At 47.7% G+C, this 13,760-nt stretch carries 11 protein-coding genes, 1 tRNA gene and 1 riboswitch; of the genes, 7 read left to right on the top strand and 5 right to left on the bottom strand.

All coding sequences use genetic code 11. From position 1 onward, the window contains the following. Positions 1-258: 258 nt before the first annotated feature. From AC15IQ_RS00140 to AC15IQ_RS00160, 5 genes are all read right to left on the bottom strand, one after another. Complete coding sequence (locus AC15IQ_RS00140) at positions 259-2,379, bottom strand: sigma 54-interacting transcriptional regulator (protein ID WP_483176577.1); 2,121 nt, start codon at positions 2,377-2,379, stop codon at positions 259-261. 209 nt (positions 2,380-2,588) lie between these two features. Next, entirely contained in the window at positions 2,589-3,131 is a 543-nt protein-coding gene (locus AC15IQ_RS00145; RefSeq protein WP_483176578.1) for a GNAT family N-acetyltransferase, read from the bottom strand. A 34-nt stretch (positions 3,132-3,165) separates the two neighbouring features. Beyond that, the gene (locus AC15IQ_RS00150) at positions 3,166-4,326 is read right to left on the bottom strand and encodes a DUF362 domain-containing protein (RefSeq protein ID WP_483176579.1); all 1,161 of its coding nucleotides are present in this window, start codon (positions 4,324-4,326) and stop codon (positions 3,166-3,168) included. Positions 4,327-4,536: 210 nt separating this feature from the next. Next, positions 4,537-5,652 carry a hypothetical protein gene (locus AC15IQ_RS00155; protein ID WP_483176581.1) on the bottom strand — a complete coding sequence of 372 codons (1,116 nt, stop codon included), beginning with the start codon at positions 5,650-5,652 and terminating at the stop codon, positions 4,537-4,539. A gap of 286 nt (positions 5,653-5,938) precedes the next feature. After that, the gene (locus AC15IQ_RS00160; protein ID WP_483176582.1) at positions 5,939-6,607 is read right to left on the bottom strand and encodes a nuclease-related domain-containing protein; all 669 of its coding nucleotides are present in this window, start codon (positions 6,605-6,607) and stop codon (positions 5,939-5,941) included. Positions 6,608-6,796: 189 nt separating this feature from the next. Here AC15IQ_RS00160 and AC15IQ_RS00165 point away from each other — a divergent pair. The 7 genes from AC15IQ_RS00165 to AC15IQ_RS00195 all read left to right on the top strand — a co-directional run bounded on the left by AC15IQ_RS00165 (position 6,797) and on the right by AC15IQ_RS00195 (position 13,590). Then, a tRNA-Leu gene (locus AC15IQ_RS00165) sits at positions 6,797-6,881 on the top strand. Positions 6,882-7,108: 227 nt separating this feature from the next. After that, positions 7,109-7,215, top strand: a riboswitch (SAM riboswitch). A 66-nt stretch (positions 7,216-7,281) separates the two neighbouring features. After that, positions 7,282-8,304: a methionine ABC transporter ATP-binding protein gene (locus tag AC15IQ_RS00170; protein WP_483176583.1), complete on the top strand. Its 1,023-nt coding sequence runs from the start codon at positions 7,282-7,284 to the stop codon at positions 8,302-8,304. Continuing rightward, on the top strand, positions 8,305-9,006 hold the full coding sequence (locus AC15IQ_RS00175) for a methionine ABC transporter permease (RefSeq protein WP_483176584.1): 702 nt from the start codon (positions 8,305-8,307) through the stop codon (positions 9,004-9,006). A 9-nt stretch (positions 9,007-9,015) separates the two neighbouring features. Further along, positions 9,016-9,843 (top strand): MetQ/NlpA family ABC transporter substrate-binding protein, encoded by an 828-nt coding sequence (locus tag AC15IQ_RS00180; protein ID WP_483176585.1) that lies wholly within the window; start codon positions 9,016-9,018, stop codon positions 9,841-9,843. 366 nt (positions 9,844-10,209) lie between these two features. Beyond that, positions 10,210-10,797: a hypothetical protein gene (locus AC15IQ_RS00185; RefSeq protein ID WP_483176586.1), complete on the top strand. Its 588-nt coding sequence runs from the start codon at positions 10,210-10,212 to the stop codon at positions 10,795-10,797. 63 nt (positions 10,798-10,860) lie between these two features. Further along, positions 10,861-11,106: a hypothetical protein gene (locus AC15IQ_RS00190; protein WP_483176587.1), complete on the top strand. Its 246-nt coding sequence runs from the start codon at positions 10,861-10,863 to the stop codon at positions 11,104-11,106. Positions 11,107-11,928: 822 nt separating this feature from the next. Beyond that, positions 11,929-13,590: an IS1634 family transposase gene (locus AC15IQ_RS00195; RefSeq protein ID WP_483176588.1), complete on the top strand. Its 1,662-nt coding sequence runs from the start codon at positions 11,929-11,931 to the stop codon at positions 13,588-13,590. Positions 13,591-13,760: the final 170 nt, after the last annotated feature.

Consider the following 13,760-nt stretch of genomic DNA (forward strand, 5'->3'; position numbering starts at 1 on the left):
GGGACAATTCCCGGAATAACGGGCTTTATAAGCTGAGAAAACATGTTTGGCCGCGACTTAAGAACCGCTATTTTATCCTATTCTGGGAAAGGGTAAAACATTGAGGCATTGATCGCTTAATGCGATATTCGGTGTTTTGGGGATTTGAGGGGCAAGGAGGTAGTCTTCCAAAACAGGAGAAACTTGGCGCACCATTTTATCTGGAATCATTTCTTCAGTAGGTCGCCTTACTTTTATATCGATGTGGTGATAGATCAGTCATCGGTTAAGTCCGTATTTATCAAGTTTGCGGTATAGGGCTGAGCTGTGAATGCCCAGGATCTTGGCGGTTTTGGATCGATTGCCGCCGGTTTTATTCAGGGTGCGGGCAATGATCTCTTTTTCTATCATTTCCACAGTTTGGGTAAGCCCCTGTTCCAATTGCTGCGGAATGACAAATGGAACAGCATCTCGCGGGGATAGAGAAGGAAAATGTGCAGGTTCTAAACGGTTGCAGGTCTCCATGCTGGCCAAATTTACGGCCCGCTCCAGCAAATTTTCCAATTCGCGTACATTTCCCGGCCAGGAATAACCCTGCAGGAGTTGCAATGCTTGAACAGAGATATCGGCAACATTAGTCTCCAAATTGCGGTTTATACGATTGAGCAGATCGTCTACCAGCATAGGCAGATCCCCGAGGCGCTTGCGCAAGGGAGGTATCCGCAGCCTTACCACATTCAAACGATAATAAAGGTCCTCACGAAACTCACGCCTGGCCACCAACTCCTCCAGATCACGATTGGTGGCCGCTATAATGCGGGCATTGATCGCAATCGGAGTGGTGCCGCCCACCCTTTCTACCACCCTTTCCTGCAAAACCGAAAGCAATTTGGTCTGCATGGTAAGGGGCATATCACCGATTTCGTCTAAAAACAGTGTGCCCCCTTTAGCCAACTCAAACTTTCCAGGCTTGCCGCCTTTCTTAGCCCCGGTGAAAGCACCTTCCTCATAACCAAAAAGTTCGGATTCCAAAAGGTTTTCTGGCAGAGCGGCGCAATTTATGCGAATAAACGGCCCAAAGGAACGGCTGCTGGCATCATGGATGGACTGGGCGAACATTTCCTTGCCGGTACCGCTTTCACCGGTGATCAATAGAGTGGATGAAGTAGCTGCGAATTGGCGGGCCATGTCTTTGGTCAATGAGAATTCGGCACTGTCACCGACCAGGTCGGCAAACTGCCAGCGGGTGCGGTACATCGACCAAACCTCGTTCTTATAAATGTTCAATTCCTTTTCGATCTGCTCCAGCTTGCGGCTCATGATCTTAGCCCCGGACATATCCAAAGCCACACTATGTCCTATAGCCCCGATTATCTCACCGTTTCTCACAATAGGCTGGCGGTTGACTACCATCTCACGGCCATTAACGGCCCAGTAGTCCGCCTGATAAACTTTGCCGGTTTTCAAGACTTCCGGTAGTTTAGACTGGGGAGTGATCTCCAGGATGTGCTTGCCTATTACGTCGGAGCGCTTTTTTCCCAGGGTATCGAGATAAGTTTGGTTCATGAAGGTTATCGTGGCGTTCTTATCAACGATCACATACGCCAGGTAGGGGCTCTCGATCAATCCGTTGATAACCGTCACAAATCGTTGTTCGCTTTCTTCCAACATATTCATCAATATCTGAGCACCGGACATGTCCAGAACGAAATAGTGAGCGATGGCGCCAGTTATTTCTCCATCCATTCTGATAGGCATGCGGGTAACCAGGGTTTCCTGGCCATTGATATGCCAGAGTTTGGCATTATCGATGCGCCCGGTGCGGAGCACCTCCGGCAGCTCTGAATTAGGGATGATATCCAGGATATAGTGGTTTAGAGCGGCTTCTTTGGGTAAATCGCCGAGCAATTTCAGGAAAGGGGAATTGATGCGGGTTATAAGGCCATCCTTATCCACCATCACGAACCCGATATGAGGGTTTTCAAAGAGTGTATCCAGGATTACAGAAAATTCATGTTCGGTCTGTTGGAGGCGTTTCATTATGGCCTGGGCCCCGGACATATCGAGGAACAGGCTGCGGGATAAGGCCCCTACCACCTCTCCCTTGTGTACAATGGGCAGAGCAGTAACAATAGTCTCCTGGCCGTTTATGGAACATATGTCGGCGCTTACCACCCGTCCGGTTTTTAAAACCCTCGGCAACTGACATTCAGGGATGACATCCAGAATATATCTTCCCAGTACATCTTCTTTACGTAGTTGCAGAACATCTAGCAAAGTCTGGTTGATGTTTCTGATAAAGCCCGCTTTATCCACGATCACATAGAACATGTACCAGCTTTCAATAAGCCCGTTCAATACCTCGGCAATCTCTTCAAAGTCTAAGGGCCATTCTGACAAGCCTAGATCACCTCCACGCAATACTTACCATAATATTGTGTCTTTCAACCTTAAGCCAGGCAGTATACCTGTTGCGAAATGTGTTATCCGATGCTTTAGAGGGCTTAATAGATGATTAGTCTAATTATAACTGAACGAGCCGGTAATTGATCGAAAACTCTTCGCTTGTGAAAATTATACTATAGTGGAAAATTGTTGTACCATGTTGTCTATAGCATGTGATTGCGGTACATTTCTTCCTGAAATATTGCAGCCGTATCCCACCAGCCGTAAGCGCGTTCCAAGGTTTTGAAGCCTTCGATCTCCAGGGTCCGGGTATATACTATGGCGCCTCCCAGACTCTGATAAAAGCGCTGGTAGGGATTATCATGCAAGGCCCACACCATCAAAGAGTGTATCCCCATTTCCATCAAACGATTTCGGGCTGCAGCCACCAGGCGGGTGCCGATGCCTTTGCGCTGGAAGGCTTTTAGAACATATATTACATACAGTTCCCCTTTGAAGGGCAGATTGCCTACCCGTTCCGGGCCGAAGGCCGAAAATCCAACTATCCTACCATTTTCGGTTTCGGCTACCACTATGCCCTTGTCAGGAGAACTGATAACTTCTCTAGCATAACGGACCCGGTCAGGAACCGTCACCAGAGCGAGCTGATGCGGAGGCAGGATCCCATGATAGGTGCTGTTCCAGGTATCCACATTGACTCGGGCAATTCCAGCCGCATCAGACAGTTTTGCTTCTCTGATTAACACAACAACCTCCTGCTGGCTTATTTACAATATAATATTATAACACCGGTGGTTTTAGGTAATTAAATGCCTGCCCCAAAACCGGAATACGCAAAACGATGGCGCCTTCCGGGCACAATTCCTGACAGCAGTAACAGCGAATGCAGCAGTCATAATTATAGACGGGCGGAACCTGGCGATCATTCTCGGAGTCCTCCTGCTGCCACTGCAGGGCTTTGGGGGACACCGGACAGACCTGCACACAAATCCCGCAACGAATGCAGGAGTTCTCTTGGATTTCGGGTCTTTCTACCACCGCATTACGCAGGCGGTGGTTAGCCATCTGCATGATTCTGCGGGCATGGGCCAGCTCGAAGTCGGCTGCCACCAATGGGGTCATAGCATCTCCCAGGAGGGTGATGCCCTGTTTATCCATGACTCCCAGACCCAACTTTTGGCCGGTGCGGATCATCTCCACAGTCTCCGGCACCACGCCCACCATCCTGGCCGCAGTAGCATCGATTGCGACCGGATCAGTGCTTAACAGTAACGCTCCGATCTTTCGTGGCTTGCCGTTACGGGGCCCATTGCCTTCCATGGCCATGATAGCATCCATTACAAACAGGCGTGGTGCTACCAACCGGGTCAGGTCCACCAGCATGGTTACGAATTGTGTCATTTCGGTGAGTTTGGCATGGTATTCCCCTTTGAGAAGACCGGGAATGCAGCCGAATTGGTTTTTTATGGCGCCGGTCAGGGTGGTGAGGGCATGCGCTTTCAGCTTAGGAAGGCTGATTATGCCCTGGCTGTGTGCAGCAGCCTGAGCGATGACAAAAGATTTGTGCTGAACTCCTGCCTCAAAGATGAGGCGCTCACCTACCTCAAAATTTCCAGTTTCGATGCCCATTTTATCAGCGACCATGGCCAATCCTGATTTTTTGGCGGCCCTGGCCATTTCGCCAATACCCGGAGAGTCTCCGTAGGTGAGCTGGGCTCCCTGCCTTTGGAAGGCCTGGGCAACTGCCGCGAACACCGCCGGATGAGTAGTGACACATCGTTCGGGAGGGTCAGCCGCCAGCAGATTGGGTTTCAAGAGGATTCTCTCCCCGGGGCGGGCAAATTGTTCCACCCCGCCCAACAAATCCAGGCCTCGGTTTACGGCAGCCTGCACCTTATCGCCCTGATAATCATCACAGCGTATTATCGCTACTGTCGACATATCTTCTCCTCTGTAGATCGGTCTTGGCACTATTACACCATTATAATTCTTTAAGTCTCCTTTGGGTACTCGATAATTTTTCGGCCAAAACCTGACTTTCAGGCTAACGAAATTCCGTTAGAAAGCCATCCGCATAAATTGCAGATGGCCTGGTTGGATTATTTTACCCGGTTGATAGCATAAAAGTATAACTTAGGCTGCTATAGCCTATTAAGACTCACCTCCAGAATTCTGCCCGGAACCTTGAGCGCCCTGTTGACCGGAGCCTTGCTGATCCTGCCCCGAACCCTGGCCGTTTCGCCCGCCGCTCTTCCCGCCGTTTTTCTGTGTGAGCTGCTTCCTTAAATCCTCCAGGTTCTGTATGGCAATTTCAGCTTTGATCATCACCAACTGTCTCTGTTGCAGCTCCACCGCACGCTTGACATCGTTAAGTGAGTATTCAGTCTTGGTAAAGGTTTCACGGTTCTGGCCTTCATCCTTCATCTTTAACATTTCCCAATGGGGGATTAAGGTATCGGCATGTTGTTTAGCCGCTTCCCATTGGGATGTGTTGGCCAGGGCAGCGATTGTCATGACCTCGTACTTCACCCGGTAATAAGGCGGAGGCAGTTTGGATTTAAGCGCAGAGGCCATATCCCCGTAGTGACGGTAAAGCTCAATAGCCTCCAGAAGGCTGCTTTGGGCCTTTTTATCACTTATGCTCATGGTCAAGTCTTCCATGGTTTTTTCGAATCGATCTCTTACTTCAGGGGCTAATCCGGCTTTAATAGCTTCCGGTTCCAGGCTGTTCCACTGTTGATTGATCTTGCGTATACTCTCTTGCTCTTGGGCCCACCCAGCAGTGCCTTGCTGCTGGCCTGGCAGCTGTTGGCCTTGCTGCTGCTGGCCCTGCTGCTGCTGCCCTTGCTGTTGTTGACTTTGCTGCTGCTGGCCTTGCTGTTGTTGACCTTGCTGCTGCTGGCCTTGCTGCTGTTGGCCTTGCTGCTGGCCCTGCTGTTGTTGACCTTGCTGCTGCTGGCCTTGCTGCTGGCCCTGCTGTTGCTGGCCCTGCTGTTGCTGGCCCTGCCGCTGTCCGGATTCAGATCCGCCCTGTTCCTGGGTCGGCATTTCAATAAAGTTGGTCTTGTTGCCTAATGCCATAATCAGAGCATCCGTTTCTTTTACTATATTGGTGAAACTTTCCGGTTCCTTAGACTCACTCTGTGTGTTCTGACCCTGGCCTTGAGGCTTTTGTTCCGGTTCATTTTTAGAGCATCCGCTCAATGTAGTGAGTAATACCAACAGCAGGAGCATAACTGTGTTTTTATGACAACGGTATGCCTTCATAAGTTCACCTCATCATAAAGGACTACATAATACATGTGGATACAGATTTAGATTATCCAGAACGTGCGCCTATCATTCCCGACCTCAATTGTTGGTCAGGCGCATGCCAAAAAAAAAGAGGAAAGTTTCCTCTCCTCTGCGGATCAGGCACGCTGATCCATATCCTTTCGTCAATCCACCGCTGTATTAACCTCATGGGTCAGGCTATTTCATAGCGGTGGACCAAGCTTTTTAAGAGACTACAGCCCAAGGCTGCTGCTGCAGGCCTTATGTAATACCTGCAACCTTAATTGGCTTGTGCCATCTGGTTCATGCTCTCTATCTTGCGACATATCTTTTTGATGGTGCGGGGATATATTACCAGATTCCCCGTTTTGTACTGTTTGATATAGTCTACCAGTTGATGGCGGCCAAGAATCGGGACTTCTAATTTTTTCTTCTGATTCTGCCGTAAGGTGATACGATCGCAGGATAGGACGATGATACCCTGGGTGGGTAGATTCTTAACTCCTACTACCTTCATAAGAAATCCGCGCAGTCGGTATTCATGTGAATCAACCTGGCCTATCGGATTGGTAATCATTTTTGAATATCCACTCTTCTTGTGAAGAATCCAGTTGTCTTTGCTGTCAATGTCGATAATTCCGCCCCGTTCACCGCCATAATTCTTGGTTTCAATGTGAAATATACCATTGGGGCCGACAACTACTGTGTCATATTCATTGGTGTGCTCCGGATCAGGACCCAGTCTGATATTATGATAAACCTTATATCTCGATTTTGGGCTTTCCAGGCTGCCCAAAACTGCGCGAACCTTGTGTTCGCCTCTGTCTCCGCTGGCCATGATCTGCTTCTTGATCTGGTTCTTCTTGTCGCGGTAGCGAACCGCATAAAAGAAGTAGATAGCAGCGATCAAGACCACCACGATCGGAGACAAAATTATAAAAATATTCACTTTTCTCTCCTTTCCTCATTTATTCCTGGAAACTATATCACTATTAATTATATACATATCCTGGCATAATGGCAAATGCTGCTCCCATTAATATCTTGACAATGCTCGATTATATTGTTCAAGGGCTGTAATTAGTTCGGTTGAAATATAGGCATAATCAAGGTATAATACTCAAGTACAATCTAATCGGCGGATGTGGCGGAATTGGCAGACGCACCAGACTTAGGATCTGGCGGGTAACACCGTGGGGGTTCGAGTCCCTTCATCCGCACCATGCAAGACAAAAAGGAGGAAACCCTCCTTTTCCTGCATTATTAGGGACAATGGCCGCAACCCCGGTTTTGTCCCACCCCTCTAATAATCTTCTTCTTAGATATGTGCAGGTGGTTATGAGAAGAAATTACACTTCAAAAATCATGCTATATTGCACTGTATACACTGTACATTGACGCTGAAATGCCGCTATGCTAAGATTAATTGAGTCAAAATCAATTGAATAATATCTTATCCAGAGCGGCCGAGGGACAGGCCCAATGACGCCCGGCAACCAGCCAAGATTTATGGCAATGGTGCTAACTCCTGCAGATTAAGTGTCTGGCAGATAAGCGTGAGAACAGCCATCTTACCTCTTTGCATTGGACAAAGAGGTCTTTGTTTGTTGAGGAGGATTCTTTTTGATCGAAATCAAGCACCTAACCAAGATATATCATACTGCTAACCAAGATATACTGGCTTTAGATGATGTCAGTTTATCTGTTAACCGGGGGGAAATTTTCGGTATTATCGGCCTCAGCGGAGCCGGCAAAAGCACCTTGATCAGGTGCATAAATATGCTGGAAAAACCCAGCCAGGGTTCCATCATAGTCGATGGTCAGGATGTCACCGCTTTAAAACAGCGGGAACTACGGGCAGCCCGGCAAAAGATTGGCATCATATTTCAGCAGTTTAATCTGCTCTCCTCCCGAACGGTATTCGACAACATCATGTTCCCCCTGGAGATAGCGGCTGTTCCCGGCAAAGAGGCTCGTGATAGGGTTAATCAACTCTTGGAGATGGTGGGCCTGACCGATAAGGCCCGGGTTTATCCGGAACAGCTCAGCGGTGGCCAGAAACAGCGGGTCGGCATTGCCCGGGCTCTGGCCAATGATCCCAAAGTCCTTTTATCCGATGAAGCTACCTCAGCTCTGGACCCGGAAACCACTCGCTCCATTTTGAAACTGCTCAAAGACATTAATAGGCAGCTCAATCTCACCATCCTGCTCATCACTCATGATATGAACGTCATTAAGCAGATTTGCGATCGGGTAGCCGTGATTAATAACTCCAAGATAGAAGAAGTAGGCGATGTATTATCGATTTTTACCAATCCGCAGACTCCAACCTCGCAGAGCTTTATCAAGGCCATTATAAACAAAGGCGACTCCGAAGAATATATGCAGGACTTATTGAAAGAGCACCGCGGCAAATTCTCCAAACTGATCAGGGTATCGTTCATCGGCGCTTCAGCAGGTGATCCCATTATCTCCTCGATGATAAAAAAGTTCGATGTGGACGCCAATATTCTGCACGGAAATATCGATCGGGTTAAGGATGTGCCTTTTGGCCACTTGACTTTGGAGTTGATCGGATCTCAACAAGGAATTATTGAATCCATGGAGTATCTCAAAAATAGTGGCTTGGATATTGAGGTGATATAAATGATTATATTAGCGAATACGGTATTGAACTCTTTTTGGGTAGAAAACTCCTGGATTATGGAAGAACTGCTCACCGCCACCTGGGAAACCCTATATATGGTATTTATTTCTACGGCCTTAAGCTACCTGTTCGGCCTGCCCCTGGGGGTTATTCTGGTGACCACAGAAGCGGGGCATGTGCTGGAGAATAAATGGGTCAACCGGGTCCTGGGCGTGATCGTCAATGCCACCCGTTCCATACCCTTTATCATTTTCTTGATCCTGGTAATTCCTCTTACCCGCTTGATAGTAGGAACTCCCATCGGCACGGTGGCATCGATGGTGCCTTTGACCTTAGCGGCCATACCTTTTGTAGCCCGGATGGTAGAGACTTCTCTGAAGGAGATTCATTGGGGATTGATAGAAGCAGCAGTATCCATGGGGGCCAATGCCTGGCAGGTCATCACCAAGGTGTTGCTCCCCGAAGCCACGCCCTCGATTATCCTGGGAGTGGCTATCACCACCATTAGCCTGGTAGGTTATTCGGCAATGGCTGGTATAGTGGGAGGAGGTGGATTGGGAACTCTGGCCTATTACCAAGGCTATCAGCGTTATGAGAGTTTAGTAATGTGGGCTACGGTTATAGTGCTTATTCTATTTGTTCAGTGTATTCAAATCCTGGGTGACAAAATGGCAGCCAAAACGATTAACAAGAGGAGGTAAACAGACCGTATGAAAAGAATACTTATACTGGCAGTCTGCCTTACATTGCTGCTTTCCAGCGTAGTGGGATGCAGCCAGCAGCCTGCGGCTGAAGGTGACAAAAACGCAGCTCCGCAAATGACCAAATTGGTGGTGGGGGCAACCGCCAAACCTCACGCTGAAATTTTGGAAGTGGTCAAACCCTTGCTGGCCAAAGAGAATGTTGACCTGGAAATTAAGGTGTTTACTGATTATGTATTGCTCAATCCGTCCCTTAAAGACGGACAAATCGATGCCAACTTCTTTCAGCATATCCCCTATTTAGATGATTACAATGCTAAAAACAAAGCTGATCTGGTCTGGACCGTTAAAGTACATAATGAACCCATGGGGGTATACTCCAAGAGGATTAAAAGCCTGGATGAACTGCCCGATGGCGCCAAGGTGGGTATCCCTAACGATGCTACCAATGGCGGCCGGGCCTTGATGGTCCTCGACCAGGCCAAAGTCATAAAGCTTAAAGAAGGGGTCGGGGTTACCGCAACTGAGAAGGACATAGTAGAAAATCCTAAAAATATCGAAATAACCCAGATGGATGCGGCTATGTTGCCCAGAACCCTGGAAGACGCCAGTATCTGCGTCATCAATAGCAACTATGCCCTGGAGGCCAAGCTGAATCCAACCACCGACGCCATTTTCTCCGAGCCTAAGGATTCACCTTTTGCCAATGTACTGGCGGTAAGACCAGCCGATAAGGATAAAGAAGCTATCGTTAAACTGGGTAAAGCCCTGCAGTCCCCGGAAGTGAAGAAGTTCCTGGAGGACAACTACGCAGGCAGTTGTGTACCTTCATTTTAGGCTTGATCGAAAAGCTCATAAATAACAAAACTGCCGGACTAATAAAAGCCGGCAGTATTTTTTATCTATGCAGCATAGGCCGCTGTGCCATTGTTGTATCATATGCGTGTCAAGCGGCTCATGTTGAGACAGCTATGATACACACCTTAAACCTCTCGCTTTTCTCCCCCAATATTATTCCTTTTAAAAGAATGCCGTTCTTTCGCACTATAGCATATGTGCTAACATTTTTTTCACAAGCAATACTGAAGTGGCACGCATATTGCTAATTTGATATGCAAGCAGGCCACACGACACGGAAGAAAACGCAGTTGCTACTATTGTTGGAACAAAGTGAACATCCAGTCAGGAAAGAGGTGTTGGTCGATGAAAGCAACGAGTACCCAGTCCGGGGCAGCAGTCCTTAAAACGTATCCTGACAAAGTCGGTACCGGCAGGGAGCCAGTCACCAATAAGAAGGCTTTCGGCACCTTAATCAAAATTGAACAATGTCCACGAAATGTCAGCCATGTTTATGCTCTAGGTGTGAGACTGCAGAACTACATTGTAGACCGCTATCTGGAATTGGCAGCCACGCAACAGTGCATGGGAGCGAGTTGTGAAGCTCTGGCGGGTCAGCGGCTCGAGAGCAAAAAGCAGATCGAATCCATGGCCAATCACCACCTCAATCAGTTGTTGACTTACTTTTACGATAACGGCGGACCAGTAATAGAGGACCCCGTATCAGAACAGGAAGCCCGTTTGATATTGCCCTTTTTCAGCCGTATAATGACCAATTTTGAAAAGCACCTTCATTCCATATTGATAAAAGCGGTAGCACAAAAGATTTCTTCCGACCAGTTACAAGCTTCTATTAACGGTATGTTGGTTTCAACTTACAGCGCTATCAGCGACCTTTATCAAAACCAGGATATGCAAAGCGCTTTTATGGATTTGTCAGAATTAAGCAGATAATCACACTAACAGTAATTGGAGCGGAGGTTTTTATCTCCCTACAGAGAAAGCGAGGGATTAGATATGTTAACCAAGAAAGAAGTAATCATGAGATATATTGCCTGCGTCATCTTGTTCTTCCTTTCCGGTAGTGAAATTGTCACTGGATGGGCAGGCACTATGTGCGGAGTGCTTGGTACCATTGAATTGGCTACGGCTTTGTTGCATTATTCGCCACTGATTGAAGCCTTTACCATGCTGCGTCCGGCTAAAACCAAGCAAATCACCTTTACCGCAGATCTGAGTGTACCAGTACATCGGGTACCATAACTATCACAACCCTCTCTATGCTATAGCATCCAAAACGGGCGGCTCCCCTCAGCCGTCCGTTTTGGCGCGGATATGCATCGGCCGTTCCCTTAGCTCCTTCAATAAAATCCTTCAATAAAATCATAGTTATTCCTACAGACGCTACAGTTTCGACTCCCTTATGCGGTATATGCAGCCCGGGCGAAATAGAAAGACCAGCAATTGCATTTGACTGCCTGCTGGCCTTCCTATTTTGTGTAGTTGTACAAGAGAGGTAATCCTCCTTTGTTTTGTCACCCTGGCCCCAGGCTTAGCATTGCCTGTCAACCAATGCGCCTGCTTCTGATTGCTAACAGTGCTCTTGACAGCAATGTCAGTCAAGCTTCCTGTTCACCTCTATGAGGTTTGCCCGATACTCCTGCACCTTTAAGGAATCTACCAGAATCAACCGGATGCACCTCGCCTACATTGCAGTCATCTATCGGCACTTGCCTTTCCACGAACTACATTGTAACCTTCGGTGAGGAGAACTCTCTGGGCCTAATTTCACAATGCTCTCAGAACCTCCAGGGCGTTCCCAGGCTACAACTTCCTGGTGCTTTTATAATAAAGCAGCCAACTACACCAAGTCAATAAAATCGGGCTGTTGTGAATGCTTTCTTTTTCTTAATCCACCGGCCGGGGTTTTTGCCATTCTATTAGTAACTCGGGTCTTTGACAGTTGAATAGTAGAAAAAGGTTAGAGAAGCCCGAAAAGGGCTAATTTTTTTGTCAATTGTTACACTTTTGTGTTGAGTACTTTTGAGTAATGTGTCATAATATAGGGGATGGGAGGTGTTTTCTATGCGGCTAAAAATTTCTAGGTCAAAAAATGCTGCTTCGCTTTATGTCATAAAGTCCACCTATGTCAATGGCGTTCATTCTTCCAAGATTGTTGAAAAGCTTGGTACATATGATGAACTTAAGAAAAAATTGGGCGGGCAAGACCCGATCGAGTGGGCCAAGGAGTATATTGCCAAACTTAACGAGGAGGAAAAGCTTAACAAACGCGATGTCCTAGTTAAGTATTCCCCGATCAAGACTATTGATAAAGGCCAGCAGCGCTTATTCAACGGCGGATACCTCTTTTTGCAGAAGATATATCACGAACTGAAGCTTGATAAAATGTGCAGAGCTATCTCTAAGAAGTACAAGTTTTCTTACGACCTGGACTCCATCCTATCCAGACTTATCTACGCCAGGATTATCTACCCTTCCTCTAAGCTTTCTACATTCCAACTTTCCTCAAGGTTCATAGAACAGCCATCGTTTGATCTCCACCAAATCTACCGTGCGTTGGAGATAATTGCCAAAGAGGCTGACTCTATCCAGGCGTCTCTTTATTCCAACAGCCTGGCTGTGTCAGAGCGGAACACGCGGGTGCTGTACTATGACTGCACCAATTACTTCTTCGAAATTGAGCAGGAGTCAGGCATCAAGCAATACGGCTACTCCAAAGAGCACCGCCCTAACCCCATTGTCCAGATGGGGCTTTTCATGGATGGGGATGGGGTGCCTTTAGCCGTATATATTGGCAAAGGCAATACTAACGAGCAACTGACGCTAAAACCGCTGGAGAAGAAAATACTGTCTGACTTTAACTGCTCCAAGTTCATCGTCTGCACCGATGCAGGGCTCGCTTCCAATAGTAACCGTCAATTCAACAACCAGGGCGAGCGAGCTTTCATCACTACGCAGTCGGTCAAGAAGCTGAAGAAACACCTAAGAGAATGGGCATTAAGCCCTGAGGGCTGGCGCCTCCCGGGCGATACCTCCGTATACAGTCTGGACAAGCTTGATGAAAACAAAGACATGGAAAAGACTTTTTACAAGGAGCGTTGGATTGTGGAGGATGGGCTGGAGCAGAAGCTTATTGTGTCTTTTTCGCTCAAGTACCAAGATTATCAACGCAAGGTCAGGAACGCCCAAATTGAGCGTGCTCGCAAAGTCCTTAACACGAATTTGGGGAAACTTACGAAGGTGAACCAAAACGACTACAAACGTTTTATCAAGAAAACCAGCATTACCCCTGAGGGTGAGGTTGCCAGCAAGGCGGTATATGAAATCGATAACTCTGTCATCCAGAAAGAGGAGGCTTTTGATGGTTTCTACGCGGTTTGCACTAACCTTGACGGCGACGCCGCTGCTATCCTTGCGGTAAATAGGAGGCGCTGGCAGATTGAGGAGTGCTTCAGGATCATGAAAAGCGAGTTTAAGGCTAGACCGGTATACCTTAGCCGCGATGACAGGATAATGGCGCATTTTATTATATGTTTTATCGCGCTGGTGATCTACCGACTCTTGAAGAAGACGTTAGGTGAGCAATACACCTGCAGTGAGATCGTTCAGGGGCTGCGTGACATGAATTTCTATGAGGTCAAAGGGGAGGGTTTCGTCCCCACCTATATGAGAACGGACTTCACGGATAATCTTCATGATGTGTTTGGCTTCCGTACTGGGTTGTGAACATCCTTCAGTGTAAATGGAATAATCATCCTAAAATTTGACCATAATATTATTGCAGCATAAATCGGGCAACGCTGAGGAGCGACCCAACGCTCGCTGTGGCTTATACGGTGAGACGGCGGGCAATGAGTCTGCCGTTTTCTGCTTCACCGGTAAGCCCTGAGCGGGTA

Origin of the sequence: Syntrophomonas sp. DTU019 (assembly GCA_913757435.1) — a bacterium.
Lineage (GTDB): Bacteria > Bacillota > Syntrophomonadia > Syntrophomonadales > Syntrophomonadaceae > DTU019.

Bases quoted from the DNA above. Each gene is read 5' to 3' on its own strand.
- AC15IQ_RS00150 (WP_483176579.1), bottom strand. From the start codon at position 4,326: ATGTCGACAGTAGCGATAATACGCTGTGATGATTATCAGGGCGATAAG.
- AC15IQ_RS00155 (WP_483176581.1), bottom strand. From the start codon at position 5,652: ATGAAGGCATACCGTTGTCATAAAAACACAGTTATGCTCCTGCTGTTG.
- AC15IQ_RS00175 (WP_483176584.1), top strand. From the start codon at position 8,305: ATGATTATATTAGCGAATACGGTATTGAACTCTTTTTGGGTAGAAAAC.
- AC15IQ_RS00180 (WP_483176585.1), top strand. From the start codon at position 9,016: ATGAAAAGAATACTTATACTGGCAGTCTGCCTTACATTGCTGCTTTCC.
- AC15IQ_RS00185 (WP_483176586.1), top strand. From the start codon at position 10,210: ATGAAAGCAACGAGTACCCAGTCCGGGGCAGCAGTCCTTAAAACGTAT.
- AC15IQ_RS00190 (WP_483176587.1), top strand. From the start codon at position 10,861: ATGTTAACCAAGAAAGAAGTAATCATGAGATATATTGCCTGCGTCATC.
- AC15IQ_RS00195 (WP_483176588.1), top strand. From the start codon at position 11,929: ATGCGGCTAAAAATTTCTAGGTCAAAAAATGCTGCTTCGCTTTATGTC.